The following is a 26319-nucleotide window of genomic DNA, read 5'->3' as shown; positions in this document are numbered from 1 at the left end:
CTGCAACCCCCTGGAGTGGCCTTTTCATGTTCAAGAATTTAAGTATCCGCGCAATCCTGACCACCGCCTTGGGGGTCTTCTTCGCGCTTTTCCTGCTGACCGGCGTGGCCGTGCATCAGCAACTGACGTCCAATCGCACGTCCATCGAATTGCTGCTCGACACCAACCTGGTTCGCGCGAATGCCGTGGATGGCGCCGGCGCCGAACTGCTGCGCGCCCGCCTGGTGTTGTTGGCCGCGCAAAGCGCGCTGCTGGAAGGAAAGTCCATCGACAACATGGCCAGCATGCAGCGTCTGGATGGCTACACGAAGAAGGCATCTGATTTGATAGAGGTCGCGCGCAAGCAGCCCGAGACGTCGGCACAAGGTAAGCCGCTGTTCGACGCCGCCTTGGCCGCTTACGACGTCTATCAGCGCGATGCGATCACGCCGATGGTGGCGGCAATACGCGCCGGCAAGCCGCAAGATGCCAGCCGCCTGAACCTTGAAAAAGTCACGCCGCTGGGCATTGCGTTTACGCAGGCGATCAAGAGTTACGTGGACTACGCCGATGACGTTGGCCAGCGCGTGGCGCGTGATGCATCCACCAGCATCAACAGCGCGATCATCCTGCTGATTTGTCTGCTGGTGGTGGTGGCGGTGTTGGTGGTGAGCTTGTACGCGATCTTTGCGCGGTCGGTGTTCCGTCCGCTGCACGAGGCGGGCCGCTTGTTCGACCGTATCGCCGGCGGTGATCTCAGCAATCGCATCGAGCAGCGCGGTGACAACGAAATCGGCGTGCTGTACGCCGCCGTCAAGCGCATGCAGGACAGCCTGGCCCGCACCGTGTCGGCCGTGCGTCTGGGTGTGGAAGAGATCCACACCGGTTCGCGCGAAATCGCGGCGGGTAACATCGACCTGTCATCGCGCACCGAGCAGCAGGCGGCATCGTTGGAAGAAACCGCCGCCAGCATGGACGAGCTGTCGTCCACGGTGAAGAACAACGCCGATAGCTCGCGCAGTGCCTCGCAGTTGGCGACGGCGGCGTCCGAAGTGGCCACGCGCGGCGGCAAGGCCGTGGGCGATGTGGTGGGCACCATGCGCGGCATTGCGGATAGCTCCAAGCGCATCGCGGATATTGTGGGCGTGATCGACGGGATTGCATTCCAGACCAACATCCTGGCGCTGAACGCGGCGGTGGAAGCGGCGCGGGCCGGCGAGCAAGGCAAGGGCTTTGCGGTGGTGGCCAGCGAAGTGCGCGCCCTGGCGCAACGCAGCGGGCAGGCGGCCAAAGAGATCAAGGGGCTGATCGACGAGTCGGTGCAGAAGGTGTCGATCGGGTCAGATCAGGTGGAAGCCGCGGGTGCCACGATGCAGGAAATCGTGACGTCGGTGCGCCGCGTGACGGACATCATCAACGAGATTTCCAGCGCATCGGAAGAGCAGTCGCAGGGGATCCAGCAGGTGAATCAGGCGGTGTCGCAGATGGACAGCGTGACGCAGCAGAATGCGGCGCTGGTCGAACAGGCCGCGGCGTCGGCGGCATCGTTGGAGGCGCAGGCGCAGCAGTTGCGCGAGGCGGTGGCGGTGTTCAAGTTGCAGGCCGGCGGGCAGGTGATTGATGCGGAGGCGCCGGGTTTGGGGCGGGGTGCAGAGCCGGTGATGATTGGGGGGTGATGTAGGATGAGTGCAGCGCGCGCGGGCGTTCAGCTGAAAGAAAATCCCGATCGCGCGAAACCCATCATCGGCTGTGAAGGCATGGCCGGAATTGCTGATTCATCACCGCTGCTTGATGGGTTACGCGCGATTTCCGGTGGGGCTCTTCTGTCCACTTTCGCGCGCTTCACCCATCCTACGACCATGACGCGCTGGATTGAATCGTAGGATGGGTGCAGCGCGCGCGGGCGGGCAGAAGAAGAAAAATGCCGATCGCGCGAAACCCATCTTCGGGCCGTGATGATAGGGCTGGAATTGTCAATTATTCACGCGCCCTGCGGGGGCCGACAAGCTGGTTGCCGTCAGCGCGCAGGTGTCGTCGGGCAGCCGCCAGCCCGCTACGCACCCGCTCTGCCGGCGGCAGGCATAAAATACCGGATTACCCCATTCCGCACCCCCACGCACCCCTAAAGGATTCCGCGCCATGAACGCCCGTATCCCCGACGACGCACTGCCGCCCACCCTTGATCCCGACGCCCTCCAGGCCTTTGTCGACGACAAGTGGGACAACGAAATCATCCCCGCGCTGACCGATTACATCGCCATTCCCGCCAAGAGCCCCGCGTTTGACGCCGACTGGGAAAAGAACGCGTTCATCGAGCGCGTGGTGCGCGATGCCGCCGCGTGGGTCGAAGCGCAGAAGGTCTCGGGCCTGAAGCTGGAAGTGGTGCGCCTGCCGGGCCGCACGCCCGTCATCTTCTTTGACGCGCCCGCCACCCGCAGCGACAACGGCGACACCGTGCTGCTGTACGGCCACCTGGACAAGCAGCCGGAATTTTCGGGCTGGCGCGCCGGTCTTGGCCCCTGGACCCCCAAGTACGAAGACGGCAAGCTCTACGGCCGTGGCGGCGCGGACGACGGCTACGCCGTGTACGCCTCGCTGACCGCCATCATGGCGCTGGACAAGCAGGGCGTCCCGCGTCCGCGCTGCGTGGGCATTGTGGAAACCTGTGAAGAATCGGGCAGCTACGACCTGCTGCCGTATGTGGATGCGCTGCGCGACCGCCTGGGCAACGTGGCCCTGGTGGTGTGCCTGGATTCGGGCGCCGGCAATTACGACCAGCTCTGGATGACGACCTCGCTGCGCGGCATGGTGGCCGGCACGCTGGAAGTGCAGGTGCTGGACGAAGGCGTGCACTCGGGCGATTCCAGCGGCGTGGTGCCGTCGTCGTTCCGCATCTTGCGCCATCTGCTGGACCGCCTGGAAGACAGCGCCACCGGCCGTCTGCTGCCGCAAAGCCTGCATTGCGAAATTCCCGCCGACCGCGTCGAACAAGTGACCGCCACCGCGCGCATTCTGGGCGACGAAGTGTGGCGTCGTTTCCCCTGGAGCTGCGGCGCCGAAGGCGGCTTCGTGCTGCCGATGACGACCGAACCCGAAGAGGCACTGCTGAACCGCACGTGGCGCCCGACCTTGTCGGTGACCGGCGCCGAAGGCCTGCCGCCGTTGTCCAGCGCCGGCAACGTGCTGCGCCCGCGCACGGCATTCAAGCTGTCGCTGCGCCTGCCGCCGCTGATTGACGCCGTGGCCGCCTCGCAGGAAATCAAGGAACTGCTGGAAGCCGATGCGCCCTATAACGCCAAGGTCATCTTCAAGGCCAACGAAGGCGCGGCCACCGGCTGGAACGCGCCGGCATCCGTGCCCTGGCTGACCCAGGCGCTGGACGCGGCGTCGCAGCAATACTACGGCCAGCCTTGCGGCTACATCGGCCAGGGCGGCACGATTCCGCTGATGAGCATCCTGCAAAAGGGCTTCCCGCAGGCGCAATTCATGGTGTGCGGCGTGTTGGGTCCGAAGTCCAACGCGCACGGTCCCAATGAGTTCCTGCACGTGCCGTATGGCAAGAAGCTGACGGCGGCGGTTGCGCAAACCATGGCGGCCATGCCGGCATGATTTCGACTTCCGACGCTTATGCCAACGTGGTGGCTGAAACCCGCCACTGGCTGACTCAGGCCGTGATCGGCCTGAATCTTTGCCCGTTCGCCAAGGCGGTTCAGGTCAAGGACCAGATCCGCTTTGCCGTCAGCGACGCCACCGACGCCGAAGGGGTGCTGACCGACCTGCAGGACGAGCTTGCCCTGCTGGCCGAGACCGACCCCGAGAAGATCGACACCACCTTGTTGATCATTCCCGACGCGCTGGACGATTTTCTGGATTTCAACGATTTCGAAGACCTGTCCGACCGCCTGCTTAAACGCATGCGGCTGGTGGGCGAATTGCAGGTGGCCACGTTCCACCCGCAATTCCAGTTTGCGGACACGCAGGCCGACGATATCGAAAACTACACCAACCGTGCGCCGTACCCCATCCTGCACCTGCTGCGGGAAGACAGCATCGACCGCGCGGTGGAGTCGTTTCCAGACGCCTCGGAAATCTATGAGAAGAACATCGACACGATGAAGAAGCTGGGCCTGGAAGGCTGGAAGAAGCTGATGACCAAGGCTTGAACATTCACGCTTAAGCATTCACCAAGGGCATCCATTTCGCCGTCTGCTTCGTATAGGGGGGTATCCACCCACGATGCGACAGGAGGCGGCGGTGCCCGATTTTTCCTTCTCTGCAATTTTTTTTGCCGTGGCGCGCCATGCGTAGCGCCGCCATGGTGGCCGCGCTGGCGGCCTTGCTTCTGCTGACGCTTACGGCCTGTTCGCCGCTGGCCGTGCTGAACGGCGCGGTGCCCGACAACGCCAACCGCGTGGTGGCGGACGTGGCCTATGGCGCCGACCCCCGCCAGCGCCTGGACATCTACGCGCCGCCCGGCGTGGCACAGCCGCCCGTCGTCGTGTTCTTCTACGGCGGCAGTTGGCGCAATGGCTCGCGCGCCGACTACAAGTTCGTGGGCGACGCGCTGGCGTCTCGCGGCATCCTGGCCGTGATCGCCGACTACCGGCTCTACCCCGACGTGGCGTACCCGGACTTCCTGGACGATTGCGCCCGCGCCGTCGCCTGGACGCTGCAACACGTGGCCGAGTACGGCGGCGACCCCGGCCGGGTCTTCGTGGCCGGCCACAGCGCGGGCGGTTACAACGCCGCCATGGTCGCGCTGGACCCGCGCTGGCTAGAACGCCACGGCGCGTCGCCGTCGATGCTGCGCGGCTGGATCGGCATGGCAGGCCCCTATGACTTCCTGCCCATCGTGGCCAGCAGCTTGAAACCTGTGTTCCATTTCCCGGGCACGCCGCCCGATTCCCAGCCCATTGCTCACGTCACGTCCAACGCGCCGCCCGCCTTGCTGATGGCGGGCATGGCCGACACCACCGTTGACCCCCATCGCAACACCGAAGGGCTGGCCGCCGCCTTGCAGGCCGCGCGGGTGCCCGTGACGCTGGTGCGTTACGACGGCCTGGGGCACGCGCTGCTGGCCGGCGCACTGGCGCGTCCGCTGCGGTGGCGCGCGCCTGTGCTGGACGACTTGGCGGGTTTTGTCTTGGATTCGTCGGACGGGCTGCTCCGCGCGGACAAGTAGCGCGTTCAAGTATCACAACCCCGTAGCACAACCCCGTAGCACAACCCCGTAGCACCGCCCCGTCGCGCCATCGACCCGCGCATCCGCATCGGGCGTGCGACTACGGGTTTTCCCTGGTGAATCCAATTCGCCGGGGCGTACGTATATAGGGCATCCACGCGCGCATGCGGGAATTCTGACGCCCATCGGAACCCGCGCGCTCAATTCGCCTAACCGGGAGAAGACTGATGAGATCCCCCTCCGACTCCGAACGCCTGGCGCTCAACGATGCCTGCGTGCCCGAGGCCGCGCAGACCCTGTCTCTGACCGAACGCCTGCTGCGTCGGCGCTTGCTGGACCAACTGGGGCATTTGCAGGGCGGGCGGCTGCTGATTGACGACGCAATGGGCAGCGTCGAACTGGGCAACGTCGAACCAGGCAACGTCGAACCGGGCGAGCAGGGCGCAACAGCCGGCCGGCCTCTGCGGCTGCGGGTGCAAGACCCGGCGTTCTACGGCGCGATCGCCCGCCATGGCAGCGTGGGCGGCGGCGAATCCTATGGCGACGGCCACTGGCACTGCAATGACCTTGTCGGCCTGATCCGCCTGCTGGTGCGCAACCGCGACCTGCTCGACGGCATGGAACGCGGCATGGCGCGGCTGGGCGGCATGGCGATGCGCGCGCTGCATGCCTGCCGCCGCAATACGCGCGCGGGCAGCCGGCGCAACATTGCCGCGCACTACGACCTGGGCAATGAATTCTTCCGCCTGTTCCTGTCCGACGACATGATGTATTCGTCGGCGCTGTGGGCGGGCGAGGACGACACGCTGGAGCAGGCCTCCACCCGCAAGCTGGACCTTATCTGCCGCAAGCTGGACCTGCGGCCCGGCCAGCACGTGGTCGAGATTGGCACGGGGTGGGGCGGCTTTGCGCTGCACGCCGCGCGCCACTACGGCTGCCGCGTCACCACCACCACGATCTCGCGCGAACAGCACGCGCTGGCCACCGAACGCATTCGCCGCGCCGGCCTGCAATACCGCGTGGACGTGCTGCTGCAAGACTATCGCGACCTACACGGCCAGTTCGACAAGCTGGTGTCGATTGAAATGATCGAGGCCATCGGCGCCGCCTACTTGCCGGCGTACTTCGCCAAGGTGGGCGAACTGCTCAAGCCGGACGGCATGGCGCTGATCCAGGCCATCACCATTGAAGACCATCGCTACGCGCAGGCGCTGAAGGCAGTGGACTTCATCAAGCGGCATATCTTCCCCGGCAGCTTCATGCCGTCCATTCAGGCCATGCTGCAAGCCAAGACGCGCGTCAGCGACCTAAGCCTGGTGCACCTGGAAGACTTCGGCCTGTCTTACGCGCGCACCCTGGAAGCGTGGCGGCATCGGTTCATGGCGCGACTGGACGCCGTCCGCGCACAAGGTTTTGACGAACGCTTTATCCGCCTGTGGGAGTTCTATCTGGCCTATTGCGAAGGCGGCTTTCGGGAACGCGCCATAGGCGTGTCGCATCTGCTGCTGGCGCGGCCCGGGGCCAAGCCGGCGACCGCGCGCTGGACCATGCCATGACGCCCGGCATGCAAATCCTGATGGTGGCGGCAGTGGCCGTGGTGCTGATGACCGTGGGCTGGCGCTGGCAGGGGCGCCATCACAACGCGGGCATCGTGGACGCGATGTGGGCGTCGGGCATGGCGCTGGCCGCCGTGCTGCTGGCCCTGACCGGCCCGGGCGCCGCCATCCCGCGCGTGTTGCTGGCCGTGCTGGGCGGCGTGTGGGCGGGCCGGCTGGCGCTGCACATCTGGCGGCGCGTGCGCCATGGCGAGGAAGACGGCCGCTACCGCGCCTTGCGGGCGCATTGGAATGGGCACCAGGGCAAGTTTGCGCTGTTCTTCCTTGCCCAAGCGGGGCTGGTCGTCTTCATGTCGCTGCCCTTCATCGCCGTCGCTTCCAACCCCGTGCCGCGCATGACGGCGTGGGTGTGGCTGGGCCTGCTGGTGTGGGTGGTGGCCGTGGCGGGTGAAACGATTGCCGACCGGCAGTTGGACGCTTTCCGCGACAACCCGGCCAACCGTGGCCGCACCTGCCGCCAAGGCCTGTGGCGCTATTCGCGGCATCCCAATTATTTCTTCGAATGGCTGCACTGGTTCAGCTATGTGGCGCTGGCCGTGGGCTCCAACCTGGCCTGGTTGGCATGGCTGGGTCCCATTGCCATGTTCATATTCCTGCGCTGGATCAGCGGCATCCCCTACACCGAAGCGCAGGCGCTGCGCACCCGGGGCGACGACTATCGCCAATACCAGCGCACCACGCCGATGCTGTTCCCCTGGTTTCCCAAGCGGGAATCGACGGGCTCAACGCATGTCAATGCAAAGGGCAAATGATGACGACCGCAACGCTTAGTGATACCCGCCTGGCTGCCGACCGGCCGGCGCCCGGCTTATTGGGCCTGGCCGAACGCGGCCTGGTGCCCGACGCGTTGATGCGCCACGGCATCCGCCGCTTGTGCGCCCAGCGCCTCCGTGAGGAACAAGCGGACGGCCCCGCCGGACAGGCGCGGCGCTACCAGCTATTGATTGATGAGCTGCGTACCAGCCCCGTCGCCATCCATACCGACGACGCCAATGCGCAGCACTACGAGCTGCCAGCCGACTTCTTCAAGCTCTGCCTGGGCCGGCAACTGAAGTATTCCGGCTGCTACTACCCCACGGGCCGCGAAACGCTGGACCAGGCCGAAGCCGCCATGCTGGAACTGACTGGCCTGCGCGCCGAACTGATGGACGGCCAGCGCATTCTGGAACTGGGCTGCGGCTGGGGATCCCTGACGCTGTGGATGGCCGAACGCTATCCCTCGGCGCGCATTACGGCGGTTTCGAATTCCGCGTCGCAGCGGCAGCACATCCAGGCGCAATGCCGCGCGCGGGGGCTGCTGAACGTGGAAGTCATCACCTGCGACGTCAACACGCTGGAATTGCCACCATCGGCATTCGACCGCTGCGTGTCGGTGGAAATGTTCGAGCACATGCGCAACTACCAGGACCTGCTGGCGCGGATCGGGTCGTGGCTGCGGCCGGGCGGCAAGCTGTTCGTACACCTGTTCGCGCACCGCAGCCTGATTTACCCGTTCGAAACCGAGGGCGCCGACAATTGGCTGGGCCGGCATTTCTTCACGGGCGGCATCATGCCGTCGGTGGACACCTTGCTGTGGTTCCAGCGCGACCTGCGCATCCAGGCGCGCTGGCTGGTCAACGGCCGCCATTACGAGCGCACCGCCAACCACTGGCTGGCCAACCAGGACAAAAAGCGGGCAGACATCATGCAGGTGTTGGAACAAGCCTATGGCGCGCCGCTTGCCGGCTTGTGGTTCCACCGCTGGCGCATGTTCTGGATGGCCTGCGCCGAACTGTTCGGCTATCAGGACGGGCAAGCGTGGATGGTGGCGCATTACCGCTTCGTGCGGCCGGACTGAGCGCTGACAAAGGCCGTACTCAACCGTACTCAATAGTGCAATCAGACTCAGAGGAGGGCGCCATGCCGAAAACCAAACTTGTTGCCGGATTGACCGGACTTGCGGTGCTGGCCGCGCTTGTCGCGTTGGCCGGTTGCAGCAGCCCGCCGCCGATGCCTCCCGTCAACAACGTCGACATCAAGCGCTTCATGGGCGACTGGTATGTGATTGCCGGCATTCCCACCTGGCCAGAGCGCCAGTCGTACAACGCCGTGGAAACCTACGCCTTGCTGCCCGATGGCCGCATCCAGACCACTTTCCGTTATCGCCACGGCGGCTTCGACGCCAAGCTGAAAACCATGCGCCCGGTGGGCACGGTGGAGCCGGACACGGGCAACGCCATCTGGGGCATGCAGTTCATCTGGCCCATCCAGGCGGAATACGTCATCGCGTATCTGGACGACGACTACCAGCAGACCATCATCGGCCGCAGCAAGCGCGACTACGTCTGGATCATGGCGCGCACGCCCAGCTTGCCCCCGGCCGACTACGCCCGCCTGGTGGATAAGGTGCGCGAACTGGGCTATGACACCGCGGAATTGCGCCAGGTGCCTCAGCAATGGCCCGAGCAGGGACCCGATCCGCGCACGTATCCAGATGCAGCCGGCGCCACACGCTAAATATTTTTTGGTTATATAGCGGAGGCGGCTTATTTCAGCGCCCGGCAAGGGTCAAAGGACTGATCCGGCCCATATACCAGTACAGAAAGAGGGTGCGCGCCATCAAGGCCGCCGCTGGTCATACCAGTTATACGAAGGCGAAAGATTTCACGAAGCTTACGGCAAGGGTTTTCCCGCTACGCCCCTTGCATCATTTGCCGATAGCATCGCAGCCAAATTCATGAAGCGCGACCATTTGTTACCCACGGGATCGCGCCTTGGGGGCTCCACCAATTCGCCCCGGGACCGGAAAAAAACTTTATCCAAGTTGGGAGACTTGCATGCAACGCCGTTCATTTTTGAAGAAAGCCACCTTGGGGGCCGCAGCAGGCGGCGCCACCCTGGCGGCGCCCGTCATCGCCCAGGAGGCCCCCACTCTGAACTGGCGCCTGGCGTCCAGCTTCCCCCGTAGCGCCGACGCCATCTATTCCGGCGGCGAAAGCGTCGCCAAGTACGTGTCCGAAGCCACTGGCGGCAAGTTCTCCATCCGCGTGTTCCCGGCGGGCGAAATCGTCCCGGCGCTGCAAGTGCTGGACGGCGTGCAAAACGGCACGATCGAATGCGGCCACAGCGCGTCGTACTACTACTACGGCAAGGACCCGGTCCTGAGCTTTGACGCCGCCGTGCCGTTTGGCCTGAACACCCGCCAGATGAATTCCTGGATGCGCCACGGCGACGGCCTGTCGCTGCTGCGCGACGTCTTCAAGGCCTACAACATCGTCAATTTCCCCTGCGGCTATACCGGCACGCAGATGGGCGGCTGGTTCCGCAAGGAAATCAAGACGGTGGACGACCTGAAGGGCCTGAAGTTCCGCGTCAGCGCCTTCGCGGGCGCCGTGTTGTCGCGCCTGGGCGTGGTGCCGCAGCAGATCGCTGGCGGCGACATCTACCCGGCACTGGAAAAGGGCACCATCGACGCGGCCGAATGGATCGGCCCCTACGATGATGAAAAGCTGGGCTTCAACAAGGTGGCCCCGCACTACTACTACCCGGGCTGGTGGGAAGGCACGCTGCAAGTGTCGCTCTACGTCAACCAGGACGCCTACAACAAGCTGCCCAAGCACTACCAGGCCATCCTGGCGCAGGCATCGGCCGCGGCGACCAACGACATGATCGCCAAGTACGACGCCGAGAACCCCGCCGCGCTGCGCCGCCTGATTGCCCAGGGCGCCAAGCTGCAATCGTTCCCCAAGCCCGTCATGGACGCGTGCTTTGCGGAATCGGTCAAGCTGTACGACGAAATGAGCGCCAAGAGCCCGGCGTTCAAGAAGGTCTACGAAAGCATGAAGAACTTCCGCGACAACGAACTGCCCTGGTTCCGTGTTGCTGAAGGCAGCTATGACAGCTACATGGGCACGATCAACCGCGGCAAGTAAGCGACCCTGATTGTGTCGGCGCGCGTGGATGTGCCGCATCCGCGCGCGCCTGCTGGTTTTCTCCTCTCTTCTCGTTGCACATTGACTGCGCGCCAAGCCCCGCGCCAGTCCGGATATCCAACATGAATGCCCTATTAGCCCTATCCCGTTTGATCGATGCGATCAACACGGTGGTTGGCCGGTGCGTGACGTGGCTGACGCTGGTCGTCGTCGTGGTCAGCGCTGGCAACGCCATTGTGCGCAAGGTCTTCGAGGTCAGCTCCAACGGCTGGCTGGAATTGCAGTGGTACCTGTTCGGCGCCATCTTCCTTTTGGCGGCCGGCTATACGCTGCTGCGCAACGAACACGTGCGTGTGGACGTGCTGTCGTCCCGCCTGTCGCGACGCAAGCAGATCTACATCGACATTTTCGGCGTCATCTTTTTCCTGATGCCCGCCTGCCTGCTCATCACCTACCTGTCGTGGCCCGTGTTCATGGATTCGTTCCTGACCAACGAGCAGTCGTCCAATACCGGTGGCCTGGTGCGCTGGCCCGTCAAGCTGCTGATTCCGGTCGGCTTCGCCTTGCTGGTGCTGGCCGGCTTGTCGCACCTGATCAAGTGCGTGGGTTTCCTGATGGGCAAGTGCCCCGACCCCGGCGCGCGACCCTCCGAAATTTCCGCTGAAGAAGCCCTGGCGCTGGAAATCGCCGAAGAGGCGCGCCTGCGCGAAGAACGCGCCCTGGCGGCGCAAGGCGGGAACAAGCCAGACGGCGCCCGCGGCCAGAACGGACAGGACGGACGCTGACCATGGAATTCTTGACTGCAAACATGGCCCCCATCATGTTCGCCACCTTGGTGGTGTTCCTGCTGATGGGCTTTCCCGTGGCCTTCGCGCTGGCGGCCAACGGCATACTTTTCGCACTGATCGGCATTGAACTGGGCCTCTTGAACGCCGCGCTGTTCCAGGCGCTGCCGCAACGCATCTTCGGCATCATCTCCAACGACACCTTGTTGGCGGTGCCATTCTTTACCTTGATGGGGCTGGTGCTTGAAAGATCAGGCATGGCCGAGGACCTGCTGGAAACCATCGGCCAATTGTTCGGCACCGTGCGCGGCGGCCTGGCGATTGCCGTCGTTTTCGTGGGCGCCATGCTGGCGGCCACCACGGGCGTGGTGTCGGCCTCGGTGATTTCCATGGGCCTGATTTCCCTGCCCATCATGCTGCGCTACGGCTACGACCGCAGGCTGGCCAGCGGCATCATCGCCGCGTCCGGCACGCTGTCGCAGATCATCCCGCCGTCGCTGGTGCTGATCATCCTGGCCGACCAGTTGGGCCGTTCCATCGGCGACATGTACCGTGGCGCCATCGTGCCCGGCTTCCTGCTGGCGGGCACCTATGTGGCGTTCGTCATCATCAAGTCGTACCTGAAGCCCGACTCGGCACCCGCGCTGCCGGAAGAGGCACGTTCTTTCCAAGAAGCCAACGGCACGCGCGGCGGGCGTTCGCTGCTGGTGCTGATGGTGATCTCGGCGCTGTCCGCGTACTTCGTCGGGCAGTACATCGAAGCCGATACGGCGCCGGTGGACGAGCAGATCGTGCTGTCGCTGCTGATCTGGGGCCTGACCGCCTTCATCATTGCGGGCGTCAACAAGGTCTTCAAGATCGGCATGCTGTCGGCCCTGGCCGAACGCGTCACCTTCGTGATGATCCCGCCGCTGTTCCTGATCTTCCTGGTGCTGGGCACGATCTTCATCGGCGTGGCGACGCCCACCGAAGGCGGCGCCATGGGTGCCGTGGGCGCCATCCTCATGGCCATGATCCGCGGCCGGCTGACGCTGAAGCTGATGAAGCAGGCCATGGACACCACCACCAAGCTGTCCACCTTCGTGGTGTTCATCCTGGTGGGCTCCACGGTGTTCGGCCTGACCTTCCGTGGCGTCAACGGCGACCTGTGGGTGGAACACCTGCTGGTCAGCCTGCCCGGCGGTGAAATGGGCTTCCTGATTGCCGTCAGCGTGCTGACCTTCGTGCTGGCCTTCTTCCTGGACTTCTTTGAACTGGCCTTCATCATCGTGCCGTTGCTGGGTCCGGTGGCCGACAAGCTGGGCATCGACCTGATCTGGTTCGGCGTGCTGCTGGCGGTAAACATGCAGACTTCGTTCATGCATCCGCCATTCGGGTTTGCGCTGTTCTACTTAAGATCGGTCGCGCCCAAGGACCGATACAAGGACAAGGTCACGGGCAAGATGATCGAACCCGTTACCACGGGCCAGATCTACCGCGGCTCCATCCCGTTCATCATCATCCAGCTGACCATGGTGGCGGCGGTGCTGGCGTTCCCGGGCCTGGTCATGCACTACAAGAGCGACGAAGCCAAGGTTGACGCCAGCAAGGTGAAGATCGAGGTGGATACGTCCTACGGCACCAGCACCTATGGCGGTGGTGATCCGGGGGCGGACTTCAAGTAGCGCACCCCGCAAGAAACCTAGGAAAGCAAATGCCGGCAGCGATGCCGGCATTTTTTTCGCGTGCTTTCGGGATTTCCCTAAATGGTGGCGGCACAAGATTGAATACAGAATACCGGCACGGTGACCGCCGCCGTTCGGCGCGCGGCCTGTGCGCCTTGCCGGAGAACCCCATGAGATTGTCCCGCCGCCATGCCTTGGCCGCGCTTGCCGCGCTGCCCGCGTCCCTGACTTCCCTTAGTGCGGTGACTGCGCTGACCGCGCTGACCTCGCGCCCAGCCTGGGCGCAGAACACGTTTCCGACGCGGCCGGTGCGCCTGCTGGTGGGCTTTGCCCCGGGCGGCCTGACCGACATCGCCGCCCGTGCCTTGGCCGAACGCATGGGCAAGACGCTCAAGCACAACGTTGTGGTGGAAAACCGGCCGGGCGGACAAGCCATCATCGCTACCGTGGCAGTGGCGCGGGCCGAACCCGACGGCTACACATTGGGCTTTGCCGGCACCAACGGAATGATTCTGAATCCCTTGCTGTACAACAACCTGCCTTACCAACCGTCTGATTTCAAGCAACTGGGTTCCATGGGCAAGTCGCCCATGCTGTTGATCGTGCACCCCGACCTGGGCGTGAAAAACGTGCAGGAATTCATTGCGCTGGCCAAGAAAAAGCCCGGCGACATCACCTGCGCGCATGCGGGGCGCGGCATCATCAACCATCTGGCGCTGCTGCACTTCCAGTCCAAGACCGGCACGCAATTCCAGGACGTGCCCTACAAGGGCAGCGGCCCCGCGCTGCTGGACCTGATGGCCGGCACCGTGCAAAGCAGCTTCGACTTTCCCACGTCGGCCTTGCCCAACATCAAGTCGGGCAAGCTGGTGGCGCTGGCCGTCACCGCCGACAAGCGCCTGACCAGCCTGCCCGACGTGCCCACCATGAAAGAGGCCGGTGTCGACGACTTTGAGCTGTACACGCGCATGATGATTTCCGGCCCAGCCGCCATGCCGGCGAACGTTGCGCAGGTGCTGGAGAACGCCGTGCGCGTAGGCACGCGCGACCCCGGCCTGATCCAGCAATTCGCCGAGCAGGGCGTGGCCGTGGAATTCACCTCGTCGGCGGACCTGGACAAAGTCATCGCCGACGAATCCGCCATGTGGGCCCAGGTCATCAAGGCCAACGGCGTGCCCAAGACCGATCTGAAAGCCTGAGGACACCCCGTGACCGACCTAGCCCGCATTAGCGTCACCCCGGAATTCGCCCTGATCGATGTCGCTCGCGACATTCGCATCGACGGCTTTCCTGCCTACGCCTTCATTACCGTCACCGCCAGCATGCAGATGTGCGGTGCGCCGTGGCGCTCGCAAGCCGTGTTCGTGGCCGGGCACGACGGCAGCCTGGACCTGGGCCGCGACTGCCCCGTGTCAGGCAGCTACGCCGAACCTTCGGCCATGGGCATCGTGTGGTCCATGGTGTGCGAGGACATGAGCCGCGTGGTGTTCCCGCCCGACCGCACCGAACCCTTGGTGATTCAGATCGAGGCCACGGACGGGGTGCGCAGCGCGTCGGCGCGGCTGGTGCAGGAATTTTTGGAGGAGGGCGTCACGCATCGCGCGGTGCGTGAGCAGGTCGGCGGCATGACCGTGTCGGGCGAGCTCTATACGCCCGCCGGACCCGGCCCGCATCCGCTGGTGATCTACATGAACGGCTCGTCGGGCGGCGTCAACGCGCCACGCGCCGCGCTGTTCGCCGCGCGCGGTTTCCAGTGCCTGGCGCTTGCCATCTTCAACTACGACGGCCGGCCCAAGTACCTGAACGACATGCCGCTGGAATACTTCGAACACGCGTTGCGTTGGGCGCACGCCGAGCTGGCGCCGCGCGATGGTTTCGTGGCCTTGTCGGGCATCAGCCGGGGCGGCGAGACCTCCTTGCTGGTGGCCTCGCAGTATCCCGAGTTGGTCAGCGCGGTGGCCGCCTACGTGCCGTCGCCCGTCATGCACGGCGTGGTCAGCGCGGGGTCACCCGGCACCGGCCGTAACGCCCAGGTCTGGACCAAGAATGGCGAACCCTTGCCGCATCTGTGGCAAGACAACGCAAGCGCCGACTGGGAAGCGGCCTATGCGTCCGAGCCGCCGTATCGGCAAACCCACGCTTTCCTGAGTGCCACGCGCGATGCCGCGGCCGTTGAACGCGCGCGCATTCCGGTGGAAAACTATCCCGGCCCGATCATGCTGATCAGCGCGTCCGACGACGGCTTCTGGCCCAGCACCGCGTATTCCGAAATGGTGATGCGCCAGCGTCAGGCACATGGCCTGCCCACGTTTCACCACGTGTGCATGGGGGCGGGGCACCACGTGCAGTACCCCTATCTGCCCGCCACGCTGATCAGCAAACCGCATGCGATGTCGGGCTTGCTGCTGGACGCGGGCGGCACGCCGGCCGCGAATGCGGCGGGCAACGAGGGGTCGTATCTGGCGGTGCTGGAATTCTTGAACCGCGCGGCGGGGGTATCCGGCTGATCGCCGGTGCGCCGGCCGCGGGTACGCCCGCCGCCGGTACGCCCTTCCTTATTCTTCGCTAGTCCATTCGACCTGCACGCCCAGGCTGCGCAGGTTTTCCACGAACTGCGGATGCGCACGGCGGATCGGCGTCGCGTTGTGGATTTCCGAGCGGCCCTTGATGCTGCTGGCCACCATGAACAGCGCGATCGCCACGCGGATGATGTAGGGGCTTTCCACCACGGCCGGCGTCAGCGGCATGCCGCCGAAGGTCACCACGCGGTGCGGGTCCGACGAGAACACGTGCGCGCCGAACTTCGTCAGCTCGCCCGTCCAGCCCAGCGCGCCGTCGTAGACCTTGTTCCAGAACATCGCATTGCCCTCGGCGCACACGCCCAGCGCAATGAAGATCGGCAGCAGGTCCACCGGAAAGTACGGCCAGGGCGCGGCTTCCACCTTGGTCAGCACGTTGCTGGTGAAGGGCGTCTGCACCTTCAGCGGACCGGAACGCAACGCGCGCGACCAACCGTCCTTGTGCTCGATCGTGACGCCAAACTTGGCGAAGGTGCGGTCGATCAGCGGGAAGTTGCCCGGCGTGCGGTTGCGCACCACCACATCACCGCCCGTGATCGCGCCCAGCGCGAGGAAGGTCGTGATCTCGTGGAAGTCTTCTTCAAAGGTGAATTCGCCGCCACCTAGCCGCGCACCGCCGCGCACCGTCAGGCGCGATGTGCCGATGCCATCAATGTCGGCGCCCATCATCGCCATAAAGCGGCAAAATTCCTGCACGTGCGGCTCGGACGCCGCATTGGTCAATGACGATTCCCCTTCGGCCGCCGCCGCGCACAGCACGAAGTTCTCGGTGGTGGTGACCGAGGCGTAATCCAGCCAGTGATGCGTGGCTTTCAGCGTGCCGCTGCTGCGCACCAGCAAAGACCCGCTGGCGCGTTCCACTTCGCCGCCGAACGAGCGGAAGATATCCACGTGCGGATCAATCTCGCGCACGCCCAGCGTGCAACCCTTGACGTTGTCTTCAAGCCGCGCGATCCCGAAGCGCGCCAACAGCGGCGGCACCAGCATGATCGACGAGCGCATCTCTTCGGGCAGCCGGTGCTGCGTGGCGTCGAACGTGGTGTTGCGGTGATGCAGGTTCAGCGTGCGCGTGGATTCGTCCAGTTTCACGTCACTGCCCAGCGTGCGGAAGATGTCTAGAATCTTGCGCACATCGGTAATGTCCGGCACGCCGTGCAGCGTCAAGGGCTGGTCGGTCAAGAGCGTGGCGCACAGTATGGGCAGCACGGCATTCTTGTTGGCCGAAGGAATGATGCGGCCGCGCAGGGGCGTGCCACCGTGGACGATGAGGCTGGACATGGGGAAGGCGGACGGGTTGCGTACGGGTAGCGGGAAGTGGCGGGAATTGTACTGTTGTCGCCTGACGGGGACGGGTGGCCCGGTGATGAAACGTTTCAAACTGCAAGTGGCTTGGCGGTCCAGGGTTCACGGGCCCCGTGGCATTACGCAACTATGTGCGCGTTGCGCGGGTCAATGCCCCACGGCCGCCATGCCCGAGGTCCGTAATCCGGGCCGGAACGCATGCGCGCGCGCCGACCACGCCATCGCGAACGCCAGGGCGATCAGCACAAGCAGCGCCCACGGAAACGCCCCTACGCCCCAGGCCTCAAGCAGCATGCCACCCGCCACGCCGGCGCCGGCGATCGCGCCATTCCACGCCACCACGTTCATCGACAGCGCGACGTCTGCGCCGCTACCGGCCGCATCGGCCAACGCCGTTTGCAACAAGGTGGCGGCCCCGCCGAAGCTGATGCCCCAGACCGCCACGCCCAGGTAGATCACGGCGGGGTTGGCTGGCGCCAGGGCGAAGACCAACGCCGTGGCGGCGAAAGCGGTCAGGCTAGCCAGCACCGTCAGGCGCAAATGGTGGTCGACCAATTTGCCCGTGATCCAGATGCCGGCAAGCGCTGCCATGCCAAAGACCAGCAGCACCAGGTCCACCCGTTCGGACAAGCCGGCGGGGGCCACAAAGGGGGCAATGTAGGTGTACAGAATGTTGTGCGCCAGCATCCACGCCACCACGACCGCCAGCACGGGCCGCACCCCCGGCGTTGTGAAGACGCGGTGCAGCGGCATGCGTTCATGGGCGGACTGCCCCGGGTAGTCAGGCACCTTGGCCAGCACCCAGACGACCAGCCCCAGCGTCAACGCTGACATGATCCAGAACGCCACGCGCCATCCCACCGTGGCCCCCAGCAACGTGCCCAGCGGCACACCAAGAGACAGCGCGATCGGCGTGCCCACCATTGCCAACGCCATCGCGCGCCCTTGTTGCCAGGGGGCGACCATGCGCCGCGCGTAGCCTGCCAGCAAGCTCCAGGCCAGCCCCGCCGCCATGCCCGCGAAGAAGCGCACCACCAAGGTCAGCCCGTAGTTTGTTGATAGCGCCGTGGCGGAATTGAAGAGAAGAAAGCCGATGATCGTCATCAGCAACACGTTGCGGCGGCGCCAGCCACGGGTGGCGATCGTCAGCGGAATGGCCGCCAGCAAAGAACCCAGCGCATAAGCCGTCACCGTCTGCCCGGCCAAGGCCTGGCTGACATCCAGGCCGGCGCTGATCTGCGGCAACAGCCCGGCGGGCAGGGTTTCGGTAACGATGCAAAGAAAGCCGGTCATGGCCAGCGCCAGCAGCGCGGAGACAGGCAGGCGGTCAGACGCGGGCTGCCCGGTTGAAGTTGTTGAGTGATTCACGCAAAAGTCCTTTGGTAGAGGTAGCCGGATCGATATACGCGGCGAGCCATGCGCGGTGGATGAGCGCAAAGATTGGCTGCTTTATATACCGATCAGTACAAATGTAGGTCGGACGCTTTCGCGTTGTCAACGACTTTTGTATCGATTAGTATTGATGTCGCGTTCGACAATAGGGAGACCGTAATGGCGCAAATGGGCAGGCCGCGCGCGTTTGACCGCGAGCAGGCGATCGACCAGGCGTTGCATCTGTTTTGGGAGCAGGGCTACGAATCGACTTCGCTCAGCCAGTTGAAGGCCGGGATCGGCGGGGGTATTTCAGCGCCCAGTTTTTATGCGGCGTTCGGGTCGAAAGAGGCGCTGTATGCGGAAGCCGTTCAACGCTATCTGGACACCTACGCACGCGTGAACGATAGCCTGTGGGATGACAATATTCCCCCCAGAACCGCCATAGAACTGGCGCTGCGCCGGTCGGCGAAGATGCAGTGCGAGCGCACTCACCCCAAAGGCTGCATGGTGGCGCTGGGCGTCATGAGTGCGCCCACCCCTGAACATGCCGCCGTCGCCAAGCCCTTGGCGGCATCGCGCCAGCGCACGCATTCTGGCTTCATCCGCTGCGTGGAACGCGGCATTGCCAGCGGCGAGCTTGTGGCGACGACGGACGCCAAAGTGCTGGGTACCTTGTTCAACAGCTTTCTGTTGGGCGTGTCGCTCGCGGCCCGGGACGGCGTGCGGTACCCCGTGTTCGACGCCGCGATTACGCAACTGATGCTGCAATGGGACGCGGCGTGCGCGCCGGCAAGCTAAGCGAACAAACTAAGGCTCAGGCGTCCGTTTCACCCCGTCCAAACGTCAGCTCGCGACCCCGCGCGTCCACGCGTGCGCGGGCCTGTTCCATGCGCCGCCGCAAGCGCCAGCCACCAAACCAGCCACTGGCGTCATTGATTTCGCCGCTTAAGCGCTGCAAGTATTCATTGTCGGGCGACAGCGCGCAGGCGCGCGCAATCCACACCTTGGCCAGATAGGCATTGGGCTCGCAGCCGCGGCCTTCCATGAACGCGATGGCGTAGCTGCGCGCGGCGGTTTCGCGGTCGCCGTCATCGCTTTGGTCCCACAGCCAGGGCAATACACGGTCCAGGGCGGTGCGCTGGTCTTCATCCGACCCGCTGTGCATCAGCATCAGCCAGCTCAGGTTGCGGGCGGCCATCGCTTCCATGCGGGAGCCGCGATCGGCTACGTGCCAGTTGTTTTCCAGCCAGAGCCGGTACGTCTGGTATTCGCCCGTTGGAATGTCGCGGCCTTCGTCGATGGCGGCATAGGCCAGGTTGTTGCGGGCCACCAGATGGCCGGCTTCGGCGGCGCGCGTCAGCCAATCGCGTGCGGCGGTCTTGTCGATGCCGTCGTAGTCGGCGTCGATCTTGCCCGCATACAGTTCGCTTAGCGACATCAGCGCATCCGAGCGCCCACGCGCGGCGCCTTCCTGCCACAGGAACAACGCGGCGTCGGGCGATACGTCGCCCCACAGGTTGCGGCCCAACTGCGGCAGGTTGAACTCGCGGGCCTCGCGGTCCAGCGCAAAGCCGCGTTCCAGCAGCGCCTGGGTATCAAGCTCACCCGCCTGCAAGCCGAACAGGCCAAACTGGCTGCCCACGGCCGCCAGCAACACGGCTTCCACATCATCCCCCCAGCGCGCACCGCGCAGCAGAATCTGGCGGAACAAGCCCTGCGTGTCGGGCATGCCCTTGAACCACAGGCACGCCTGCAACGTGAACAGCGTGCCGGGATAAGCCTCGTCCGTCAGGTCGACATCGGCGGGCGCCGTTGCGCAGGCCTGCGTCAGCAATGCGTAGGCGTGTTGCAGCAGTGCGGCATCCCAATGCACCTCGCCGTCGTCGTCAACGTGGCGCGCACGCATGGTTTCGAAGTTGGCGTAGTGGCACAGGGCCACGGCGCGTTGCTCGGCGGAAAGCTGCAAGGTCAGCCATTGCTCGAACGCCTGGAGGAACACGTCGATCTGCTCGTCGTCATCCGGTTCCGGATGAAAGGCGGTGTAGCCCAGGTAATCGAATTCCTTATGGAACCGCAGCTCATCGCGCTCGGCCTCGGTCAGGCCTGCGCATACGGGGCCGTTGATGAAGGCGTCCATTGCGGCGTGGCTGCCGCCCCAACGCGGATACAGGAAGTACAGGTACGCGCTCAGCGCGCCCACATCATTCGGACGCAGGGCAAGCGCGGTGCGCAGCCAATAGGTCTTGGGATCGTCGTTGTCGCTGGCCTGGCGCGCGGGCAGGCCGGGTGGCAATGAGGCGGGCAGGTCGGCCAGGCCCATGCCGCTGTGTTCGGCCAGCAGGTTCAGGCCTTGTTCCCAGACCTCGGCGGGCCAGTGCGCCTGTAGCGCGTCGTGCGACGCCTGGGGTGAAAGTTGGAGCGAAGCCTGGGGCGTGGCCGGTGCGGCGGTGGCCAAGCCCGCCAGCCATTCAGGTTCACCCAGGTACGCGCAGACCCGCATGGTCCGCTGCACGGCCACCGCCGGCCGCTCGTGCAAGGCCATGGCTTGCAGGAATGCGGCCACGGCATGGTCGCGCGCCATCATCGCGCCCACCCATTGCTCATCGTCCACGTAGTCGGCGGTGTTGCTGGTGCGGATGGTGCCGGCAATGATCTCCCACTGGTTGCCGTAGGCAAGATGCGCGTGATACGACGCGGGCCGCGCGTCACGCCATGCGCGCAGGCGGGCTAGGTTGTCGGCGGCAGACAGTTGCGGGTCGCGGATTTCATCCAACAACCACCGGTACCCGAAGGACTCTCCCTTGCTGTCCAGCCACCGCAAGGCGGCGGGTTCCAGGATGGCGTCCAGTTCATCAAACTGGCCGCTTTGCAGCAGTTGCCGAATTTCCGCGCGACGCGCGAGATGGGTGTCGATGGTGTTGGGGGATGAGGTCATGCGCTACGCAGGTGGGTTCAAGGAAAGGCGAACCCATGCCGGCTGCGCATGGCGCATGCGGGGGCCGCAATGTTCTAACAACGGCAGATTCGGGGATTAGTTAAGGACCGGGTCTTTGGTGACGGGGTTCTTGCGCACCAGTACCGTGCCCAGAATCGTCAGCGCCAGCCCGCCGCCAACATAAGGCAGGCCGAAAATAAGCGCCCAGAAGAAGAGGGCAGTATTGGCATCGCGCGTATCCGCGGCGGAGGCGTTCTGCGTACCGGCGTCCATGGTCAGCAAGGTGGCGGGAATGGTCAGCACCAAGGCCACGCCCAGCACGACGCAACCCCAACCGATCAAGCGGCGCAGGTTGGGAATGCGCGCCAGCATGACGCTGGCGATGACGGTGACGACAAGCCAGACGACCAGACCGGCCACGATCATCGTGTTGGAATCCGCCAAGGCGGCGCCTTGCTCGCCCGGGCTCAATGCCATGAAAACCGGCAGCAGCACGCCATAGCCGACCCTGCCGATGATCAGTCCGAAGACGATGCTGACAATCCATTTAATGCTGTTCGAGGGCATGCCGGGAAATCCTGTCGTGGTTCGGATAGCGATTCTGTGTCGGGATAAAACCTACGGCAGAAGCTACGCCCGGCGCCGCACGTTCTCTTCATGCAGCAGCTTGATCTGCTCCGCAAACTCCGGCACGGGGCCATCAACCGTCACCCCATCGATAACGTCTTGAATCGCCAACGTTTTTACGCGAGACGGCGCCACGCCCCATTCCCGCATCCACTGCGCATACTGCTTCGAAGACGCCGCATACACAATGCGCCCCAGCCCCACCCAGCCATGCGCCGCCGAACACATCGCGCAGTGCTCACCCGAGGTGTAGACGGTGCACGACGCGCGCTCGGCTGCCGGCACGTGGTTGGCCGCCCAACGGGCAATTTCAAATTCCGGATGCTGGGTGTGGTCGCCGCCCGAGACGTGGTTATGGTCTTCGAACAGCACCTCGCCATTGGCGGACACCAGCACGGAGCCAAAGGGCTGATCGCCCAGCTCCAACGCGCGCTTGGCCAGCTCGATGCAGCGGGTAAGGTGTTTTTTGTCTAGGTCGTTGATCATGTGGGGGTCTCCTAGTGGGGGATGCGGTGCCTGCGCGGATCTCAATGCAGCATCCTAACGTGTGGCCCACATCCCCAATCAATAAAAAATATCCACGTAATCCGTCAGACGGTCGCAGCTTTCCATTTGCTGCAGGCGCCAGTATTTGCGCTTGCCGGTGGCCCGAAACTCGTAGTCGCCCGTGCGTTCGCAACGGCGGCCTTTGTCGGGGGCGTCAAGAATCAGGATCGTGCCGCGAAAGGTGAAGCGGTCTTTGTCGATCGACACGATTTCACCGTTGATTTTCAACGTGCCTTCAAAATTGGCCTGCGTGCCATCGATGCGCACGACGTCGTTCACGTCCTTCGCATTCAGGTGGCCACGTTCGGCCGACCACAGCCACTGCACGCTGACGCCGCTGTTGTTCATCAGGCGTTCGTAGGCGGTCTGGCTTTTGATTTCGGTCTTGGTGACCGGGGCCAGTCCCGTTGAACCCGCCTGCGGGGTTGCCTGTTGTGGGGCTGCTTGCTGCTGGGCCGCTTGCTGCGCAGGGCCGTGGGCGCGGATGGTTTCAGCTTGCGCCGCCTGCATCGGCGAAGCCGCGGCCAACGCCAGCCCGAACGCCAGGGGAAGAATCCGGGAAAGCCGCGTGCGCGTGCTTTGCGTGCGGTGCGGAGCGGTGTTCAAGTCGCGATCAGGCGTGTTTTGCATGGTCATGAATGGTTGGCTAAGAACGTCCGCCACGGGCAAGGGCGGCCACGGGCGCTTAAATTAGCACGCGGATTGCATTTGGTAATTGCTGATTACCGGCGTTATGTATCTATCCGTAAAGGGCGGTGTCCGAGTGGACACCGTGGGCTATCCGATGCGGCAAAGCGGCGTAGAGTGGCGAAGTCGACGCGCAGGCGTACCCACGCCGGCGCACCTATAAAGGAAGCTCATGCTGACCGTGCATCATCTGGGAAAATCGCAATCCGAACGCATCGTGTGGCTGTGCGAGGAACTTGCCATCCCGTACAACCTGAAGGTCTATGACCGCGATCCGGTCACACGGCTGGCCCCGCCTGAATACAAGGCGCTGCACCCGCTGGGCACGGCGCCCATCATTACCGACGGCGACGTGGTGTTGGCCGAGTCCACCGCCATCGTGGAATACCTGTTGACCCGCTACGGCGACGGCCGCCTGACGGTGCCGCCCACCAGCCCGGACTATGCCAACTACCTGTATTGGTTCCACTTCGCCAACGGCTCGCTGCAACCCAGCCTGATGCGCTGCATGGTGCTGGCCCGAGCCGAAGTGCCCGCCGACAAACCCGCCGTGCAATTCGCCGATGCGAGGCGCCAGCAGGCCTTGGCGATGGTCGACAAACAGTTGGGCAAGACCGATTACCTGGCCGGCAATGTCTTGACCGCCGCCGACATCATTGTTGTGTTTTCGCTGACGACGATGCGCCTGTTCTATCCCTACGACTTGTCGCCGTATAAGAACATTCTGACGTACCTACAGCGCATCGGCGCGCGCGATGCGTATCGCCATGCCATGAAAAAAGGCGACCCGGAGATGGCGCCTATGTTGTCCTGAAGGCGGGCGGCAGCGCCGCGCCGAGGTCAGGATGTGGGGACCGGCCCATGCTGTGAAGCAGCGTCCAGCCGGTCCCGAAGGGCAGAGGATTACAGCGTTGTCGGCGATATCTTGTTGCCGTCCACCGACACACCGGCCATCAAGCCGCCGTTGTTCAGCACAAAGCCCACGATAGGTTGCTGGGCGGTATTGGAATCAATACTGCCGTTGGCACCCACATTGGCCACGGCCACGGAGGCGTCGGCGCCGATGGTCCAACCGCTGCTGGCGCGGAACTTGGCAAGGGCGTCATCCGTCATGAACAACAGCACCATGGCTTTGGATTGGGCGCCGGCTTGAAAGCCGATCGACCCGCCACTGATGCTGTAGTAGCCCGTGTCTTGCCCTTTCACCCGCAGCACCCCGGTGCCGTGTTGGGCGCCGACGATGAAGCTGGCGCTAAGCACGTCCGGAAATACCAGCACGCCGCGCGCGCGTTCCACCAACTGCCTGGATTGCGGCGAGCCCTCGTACAGCTTGGTCAGCGTGGCGTTGGCGGCGGCGTTCAGCTCTTGCCGCTTCTCGGCCGACGTGGCCTTGTCGGCGGGGGTGGTTGTTGTGCAACCCGCGAACATCACACTCGCCACGCCTAGCGTCACCGCCACCGTGGTCCTACGCCATGTAGAAGAGATCTTATTCATATGCGCTTCCTTTTTGGTTGCAGGCGAATTTGCAGATTACTCTTGTTGATGGCGTTGGTGCGGGCTTAAGAAGCGGGTTTTGGGAAAAATTTGGGCGCGGGACTAAGTCTGATCGCTGACCTTGAAAGCCACGGATAGCGCGTCGCGGCAGGCTATCGCGGTTTACCATCGCAATATGTTTCTGCTTATTCTCCTTTGGATCGTCCTGGCCCTGGTGGTGGGCGGCTTGGCCGCCGGCCGGGGCCGCAAGCGCATCGGCTGGACGATACTGGCCTGCCTGATCAGCCCGCCCTTGGCCGGCGCGTTTTTGTTTGCCATTGCCGACCGGTCAGCCCATGCGCGTGAACCGGTGCTGCCGACCCATACGGAATGCCCGCACTGCGCCGGGCGGATTTTGCGCGACGCGCGGGTTTGCCGGCATTGCGGCGGCGAGGTATCGGCTTAGTCCAGCTTGATGTTGGCCTTGCGGGCAACGTCGCGCCAGCGTCGAAGACATGCGCGAGAACGTCAAGAAGGGCACAGGGGGTTGCAGGGGACCGCCTTGAAGGAGACGTCGGTGGCCATGCTGGCGCTACGCGACTCGGCTCAAGGGGCATCGCGCGACGACCTTGTTTGTGCCAGGCTTGATCACGGCGATCGATACGCCCCAAGTGATGATCAGGCCGCCATTCGGCGTAGCACCTCGTCGTCGCCAGACACCGGGCTGATCTTCCTGCCATCCAGGATGTGGCCTATCAAACAAAGGACTTCTGCGTTTCATTTCTCGATCCGTCCTTCGTGCTCGGCTTGCACAACTACTGGGCTGTCTTCAGGCCCACTGCGCGACTCTGCATCCATTTGCTCTGGCCAGCGGACTTTAGGAGCTAGGCGTAGCGCAAGGTTGTAGGAAGGAACTTCATTGGGATCGTTGAATCTTTCGACCGGCGGCAAGGCTTCGGGGCCGTGCTGCATATAAGCGCAGACATAGTCCCAAGAGCTGCCTTCGTCTTGTCCCACGCTCAGCGGAAAGCGGTCGATGACTTCGTTTGTGCCTGGTTTGATGACGGCTATGGATACGCCCCAGGTGATGATCAAGCCGCCTTGCGCGGTAGCACCGCGTTGGCGCCAGACTTCAGCGCGCAGGTCCGCCCAGTTGTAGGATTTCGTGGTGACGTACCAGCGAGCGAACGGGTTCCACCAGAGGAAACGGAAACTATAAACAAATGCCTTGCGGCGCAAACGATTGAAGCGGATGGGCTCGTCCCGAGGGGGCGCGGTGTCAACCCGTATCATGAAAATAGTCCACCACAGCATTGCGGCGACAACTGCCGAGATCTCAAGCAAGTTCAATATTTTCATTCCGGGTGAAATTAGTAATGGAATAGCGAAAATTAACCACGCTATGCCGAATATAGATAATGCAAGTAATAGGCCTCGCATTTTTCGAGGCTTTCTATTTACTTCTAGATAGACACCGTTCATGGAATTAATGACCGGCACTTCTTCGATACTGATGAGCGTCGGAGCGCAGCTATCAGGTTCAGCCAAGTCTCGGACCCAGCCACGATGTGGCGGCACGAGGAGAGGTTCGGTGCTGGGCGAATATTTGTTTTTTTGGATCAATGCTGGCCTCGTAAAAGATAAAAATTTCATATGCAC

General features: G+C 63.9%; 25 protein-coding genes. 17 read left to right on the top strand and 8 right to left on the bottom strand.

Going from position 1 to position 26319, the window contains the following annotated elements:
• Positions 1 to 26 precede the first annotated feature (26 nt).
• From ELS24_RS17740 to ELS24_RS17675, 14 genes are all read left to right on the top strand, one after another.
• Positions 27 to 1655 carry a methyl-accepting chemotaxis protein gene (locus tag ELS24_RS17740; protein ID WP_050449508.1) on the top strand — a complete coding sequence of 543 codons (1629 nt, stop codon included), beginning with the start codon at positions 27 to 29 and terminating at the stop codon, positions 1653 to 1655.
• Positions 1656 to 1661: 6 nt separating this feature from the next.
• Positions 1662 to 1862, top strand: a complete 201-nt coding sequence (locus ELS24_RS17735; RefSeq protein WP_127184892.1) for a hypothetical protein — start codon at positions 1662 to 1664, stop codon at positions 1860 to 1862.
• Positions 1863 to 2118: 256 nt separating this feature from the next.
• On the top strand, positions 2119 to 3588 hold the full coding sequence (locus ELS24_RS17730) for a M20 family metallopeptidase (RefSeq protein ID WP_127184891.1): 1470 nt from the start codon (positions 2119 to 2121) through the stop codon (positions 3586 to 3588).
• Positions 3585 to 4142: a DUF1415 domain-containing protein gene (locus ELS24_RS17725; RefSeq protein WP_127184890.1), complete on the top strand. Its 558-nt coding sequence runs from the start codon at positions 3585 to 3587 to the stop codon at positions 4140 to 4142. The genes ELS24_RS17730 and ELS24_RS17725 overlap by 4 nt, the downstream gene beginning before the upstream one ends.
• A gap of 137 nt (positions 4143 to 4279) precedes the next feature.
• Positions 4280 to 5161: an alpha/beta hydrolase gene (locus tag ELS24_RS17720; RefSeq protein WP_127184889.1), complete on the top strand. Its 882-nt coding sequence runs from the start codon at positions 4280 to 4282 to the stop codon at positions 5159 to 5161.
• A gap of 227 nt (positions 5162 to 5388) precedes the next feature.
• Positions 5389 to 6717: an SAM-dependent methyltransferase gene (locus ELS24_RS17715; protein WP_127184888.1), complete on the top strand. Its 1329-nt coding sequence runs from the start codon at positions 5389 to 5391 to the stop codon at positions 6715 to 6717.
• Positions 6714 to 7529, top strand: a complete 816-nt coding sequence (locus ELS24_RS17710) for a DUF1295 domain-containing protein (RefSeq protein ID WP_127184887.1) — start codon at positions 6714 to 6716, stop codon at positions 7527 to 7529. Before ELS24_RS17715 ends, ELS24_RS17710 begins: the two co-directional genes overlap by 4 nt.
• Positions 7529 to 8614 carry an SAM-dependent methyltransferase gene (locus ELS24_RS17705; protein WP_127186381.1) on the top strand — a complete coding sequence of 362 codons (1086 nt, stop codon included), beginning with the start codon at positions 7529 to 7531 and terminating at the stop codon, positions 8612 to 8614. The genes ELS24_RS17710 and ELS24_RS17705 overlap by 1 nt, the downstream gene beginning before the upstream one ends.
• A 62-nt stretch (positions 8615 to 8676) precedes the next feature.
• Entirely contained in the window at positions 8677 to 9273 is a 597-nt protein-coding gene (locus tag ELS24_RS17700) for a lipocalin family protein (protein ID WP_127184886.1), read from the top strand.
• Positions 9274 to 9593: 320 nt separating this feature from the next.
• Positions 9594 to 10688 (top strand): TRAP transporter substrate-binding protein, encoded by a 1095-nt coding sequence (locus ELS24_RS17695; RefSeq protein WP_050449516.1) that lies wholly within the window; start codon positions 9594 to 9596, stop codon positions 10686 to 10688.
• A 122-nt stretch (positions 10689 to 10810) separates the two neighbouring features.
• Complete coding sequence (locus tag ELS24_RS17690; RefSeq protein ID WP_050449517.1) at positions 10811 to 11473, top strand: TRAP transporter small permease subunit; 663 nt, start codon at positions 10811 to 10813, stop codon at positions 11471 to 11473.
• A 2-nt stretch (positions 11474 to 11475) separates the two neighbouring features.
• The gene (locus ELS24_RS17685) at positions 11476 to 13137 is read left to right on the top strand and encodes a TRAP transporter large permease (protein ID WP_050449518.1); all 1662 of its coding nucleotides are present in this window, start codon (positions 11476 to 11478) and stop codon (positions 13135 to 13137) included.
• 170 nt (positions 13138 to 13307) lie between these two features.
• Positions 13308 to 14336 (top strand): Bug family tripartite tricarboxylate transporter substrate binding protein, encoded by a 1029-nt coding sequence (locus ELS24_RS17680; RefSeq protein WP_050449520.1) that lies wholly within the window; start codon positions 13308 to 13310, stop codon positions 14334 to 14336.
• 9 nt (positions 14337 to 14345) lie between these two features.
• Positions 14346 to 15644, top strand: a complete 1299-nt coding sequence (locus ELS24_RS17675) for an acyl-CoA thioester hydrolase/BAAT C-terminal domain-containing protein (protein WP_127184885.1) — start codon at positions 14346 to 14348, stop codon at positions 15642 to 15644.
• Positions 15645 to 15692: 48 nt separating this feature from the next.
• Here ELS24_RS17675 and ELS24_RS17670 read toward each other — a convergent pair whose 3' ends face one another.
• Both ELS24_RS17670 and ELS24_RS17665 read right to left on the bottom strand, forming a co-directional pair.
• Entirely contained in the window at positions 15693 to 16994 is a 1302-nt protein-coding gene (locus tag ELS24_RS17670; protein ID WP_127184884.1) for a UDP-N-acetylglucosamine 1-carboxyvinyltransferase, read from the bottom strand.
• Between the two features lie 171 nt (positions 16995 to 17165).
• A complete protein-coding gene (locus tag ELS24_RS17665) occupies positions 17166 to 18311 on the bottom strand; it encodes an MFS transporter (protein WP_127186380.1) in 1146 nt (381 codons plus the stop codon).
• 258 nt (positions 18312 to 18569) lie between these two features.
• Here ELS24_RS17665 and ELS24_RS17660 point away from each other — a divergent pair, with 258 nt between their 5' ends.
• A complete protein-coding gene (locus ELS24_RS17660) occupies positions 18570 to 19190 on the top strand; it encodes a TetR/AcrR family transcriptional regulator (RefSeq protein WP_050449524.1) in 621 nt (206 codons plus the stop codon).
• Positions 19191 to 19206: 16 nt separating this feature from the next.
• Here the strand turns inward: ELS24_RS17660 and ELS24_RS17655 are convergent, their stop codons facing one another.
• The 4 genes from ELS24_RS17655 to ELS24_RS17640 all read right to left on the bottom strand — a co-directional run bounded on the left by ELS24_RS17655 (position 19207) and on the right by ELS24_RS17640 (position 23136).
• Positions 19207 to 21327, bottom strand: a complete 2121-nt coding sequence (locus tag ELS24_RS17655) for a DUF4034 domain-containing protein (RefSeq protein WP_127184883.1) — start codon at positions 21325 to 21327, stop codon at positions 19207 to 19209.
• A 96-nt stretch (positions 21328 to 21423) separates the two neighbouring features.
• On the bottom strand, positions 21424 to 21894 hold the full coding sequence (locus ELS24_RS17650; RefSeq protein WP_127184882.1) for a hypothetical protein: 471 nt from the start codon (positions 21892 to 21894) through the stop codon (positions 21424 to 21426).
• Between the two features lie 63 nt (positions 21895 to 21957).
• Positions 21958 to 22440, bottom strand: coding sequence for a nucleoside deaminase (locus tag ELS24_RS17645; protein WP_127184881.1), 483 nt, complete (start codon positions 22438 to 22440; stop codon positions 21958 to 21960).
• A gap of 78 nt (positions 22441 to 22518) precedes the next feature.
• On the bottom strand, positions 22519 to 23136 hold the full coding sequence (locus ELS24_RS17640) for a hypothetical protein (protein ID WP_230696054.1): 618 nt from the start codon (positions 23134 to 23136) through the stop codon (positions 22519 to 22521).
• 223 nt (positions 23137 to 23359) lie between these two features.
• On the opposite strand from ELS24_RS17640, the gene ELS24_RS17635 reads away from it, so the two are divergent.
• Positions 23360 to 24001, top strand: a complete 642-nt coding sequence (locus tag ELS24_RS17635) for a glutathione S-transferase family protein (RefSeq protein ID WP_050449528.1) — start codon at positions 23360 to 23362, stop codon at positions 23999 to 24001.
• Between the two features lie 89 nt (positions 24002 to 24090).
• Here ELS24_RS17635 and ELS24_RS17630 read toward each other — a convergent pair whose 3' ends face one another.
• A complete protein-coding gene (locus ELS24_RS17630) occupies positions 24091 to 24681 on the bottom strand; it encodes a BPSL1445 family SYLF domain-containing lipoprotein (protein ID WP_050449529.1) in 591 nt (196 codons plus the stop codon).
• Between the two features lie 175 nt (positions 24682 to 24856).
• Between ELS24_RS17630 and ELS24_RS17625 the strand changes: the two genes are divergently transcribed.
• Positions 24857 to 25126 carry a hypothetical protein gene (locus ELS24_RS17625; protein ID WP_050449531.1) on the top strand — a complete coding sequence of 90 codons (270 nt, stop codon included), beginning with the start codon at positions 24857 to 24859 and terminating at the stop codon, positions 25124 to 25126.
• 311 nt (positions 25127 to 25437) lie between these two features.
• Here ELS24_RS17625 and ELS24_RS31335 read toward each other — a convergent pair whose 3' ends face one another.
• Positions 25438 to 26313: a DUF6708 domain-containing protein gene (locus ELS24_RS31335; protein WP_240669329.1), complete on the bottom strand. Its 876-nt coding sequence runs from the start codon at positions 26311 to 26313 to the stop codon at positions 25438 to 25440.
• Positions 26314 to 26319: the final 6 nt, after the last annotated feature.

The organism is Achromobacter spanius (assembly GCF_003994415.1).
GTDB lineage: Bacteria > Pseudomonadota > Gammaproteobacteria > Burkholderiales > Burkholderiaceae_B > Achromobacter > Achromobacter spanius_C.
The sequence above is the reverse complement of the archived record's forward strand: the minus strand, read 5'-3'. Positions and strand labels throughout refer to the sequence as shown.

Excerpts from the sequence above, each read along its gene's own strand:
- ELS24_RS17700 (WP_127184886.1), top strand. The coding sequence starts at position 8,677 with ATGCCGAAAACCAAACTTGTTGCCGGATTGACCGGACTTGCGGTGCTG.
- ELS24_RS17715 (WP_127184888.1), top strand. The coding sequence starts at position 5,389 with ATGAGATCCCCCTCCGACTCCGAACGCCTGGCGCTCAACGATGCCTGC.
- ELS24_RS17625 (WP_050449531.1), top strand. The coding sequence starts at position 24,857 with ATGTTTCTGCTTATTCTCCTTTGGATCGTCCTGGCCCTGGTGGTGGGC.
- ELS24_RS17720 (WP_127184889.1), top strand. The coding sequence starts at position 4,280 with ATGCGTAGCGCCGCCATGGTGGCCGCGCTGGCGGCCTTGCTTCTGCTG.
- ELS24_RS17645 (WP_127184881.1), bottom strand. The coding sequence starts at position 22,440 with ATGATCAACGACCTAGACAAAAAACACCTTACCCGCTGCATCGAGCTG.
- ELS24_RS17695 (WP_050449516.1), top strand. The coding sequence starts at position 9,594 with ATGCAACGCCGTTCATTTTTGAAGAAAGCCACCTTGGGGGCCGCAGCA.
- ELS24_RS17690 (WP_050449517.1), top strand. The coding sequence starts at position 10,811 with ATGAATGCCCTATTAGCCCTATCCCGTTTGATCGATGCGATCAACACG.
- ELS24_RS17635 (WP_050449528.1), top strand. The coding sequence starts at position 23,360 with ATGCTGACCGTGCATCATCTGGGAAAATCGCAATCCGAACGCATCGTG.
- ELS24_RS31335 (WP_240669329.1), bottom strand. The coding sequence starts at position 26,313 with ATGAAATTTTTATCTTTTACGAGGCCAGCATTGATCCAAAAAAACAAA.
- ELS24_RS17670 (WP_127184884.1), bottom strand. The coding sequence starts at position 16,994 with ATGTCCAGCCTCATCGTCCACGGTGGCACGCCCCTGCGCGGCCGCATC.
- ELS24_RS17710 (WP_127184887.1), top strand. The coding sequence starts at position 6,714 with ATGACGCCCGGCATGCAAATCCTGATGGTGGCGGCAGTGGCCGTGGTG.
- ELS24_RS17685 (WP_050449518.1), top strand. The coding sequence starts at position 11,476 with ATGGAATTCTTGACTGCAAACATGGCCCCCATCATGTTCGCCACCTTG.
- ELS24_RS17640 (WP_230696054.1), bottom strand. The coding sequence starts at position 23,136 with ATGACCATGCAAAACACGCCTGATCGCGACTTGAACACCGCTCCGCAC.
- ELS24_RS17650 (WP_127184882.1), bottom strand. The coding sequence starts at position 21,894 with ATGCCCTCGAACAGCATTAAATGGATTGTCAGCATCGTCTTCGGACTG.
- ELS24_RS17730 (WP_127184891.1), top strand. The coding sequence starts at position 2,119 with ATGAACGCCCGTATCCCCGACGACGCACTGCCGCCCACCCTTGATCCC.
- ELS24_RS17660 (WP_050449524.1), top strand. The coding sequence starts at position 18,570 with ATGGCGCAAATGGGCAGGCCGCGCGCGTTTGACCGCGAGCAGGCGATC.
- ELS24_RS17705 (WP_127186381.1), top strand. The coding sequence starts at position 7,529 with ATGACGACCGCAACGCTTAGTGATACCCGCCTGGCTGCCGACCGGCCG.
- ELS24_RS17725 (WP_127184890.1), top strand. The coding sequence starts at position 3,585 with ATGATTTCGACTTCCGACGCTTATGCCAACGTGGTGGCTGAAACCCGC.
- ELS24_RS17735 (WP_127184892.1), top strand. The coding sequence starts at position 1,662 with ATGAGTGCAGCGCGCGCGGGCGTTCAGCTGAAAGAAAATCCCGATCGC.
- ELS24_RS17740 (WP_050449508.1), top strand. The coding sequence starts at position 27 with ATGTTCAAGAATTTAAGTATCCGCGCAATCCTGACCACCGCCTTGGGG.
- ELS24_RS17655 (WP_127184883.1), bottom strand. The coding sequence starts at position 21,327 with ATGACCTCATCCCCCAACACCATCGACACCCATCTCGCGCGTCGCGCG.
- ELS24_RS17630 (WP_050449529.1), bottom strand. The coding sequence starts at position 24,681 with ATGAATAAGATCTCTTCTACATGGCGTAGGACCACGGTGGCGGTGACG.
- ELS24_RS17680 (WP_050449520.1), top strand. The coding sequence starts at position 13,308 with ATGAGATTGTCCCGCCGCCATGCCTTGGCCGCGCTTGCCGCGCTGCCC.
- ELS24_RS17665 (WP_127186380.1), bottom strand. The coding sequence starts at position 18,311 with ATGACCGGCTTTCTTTGCATCGTTACCGAAACCCTGCCCGCCGGGCTG.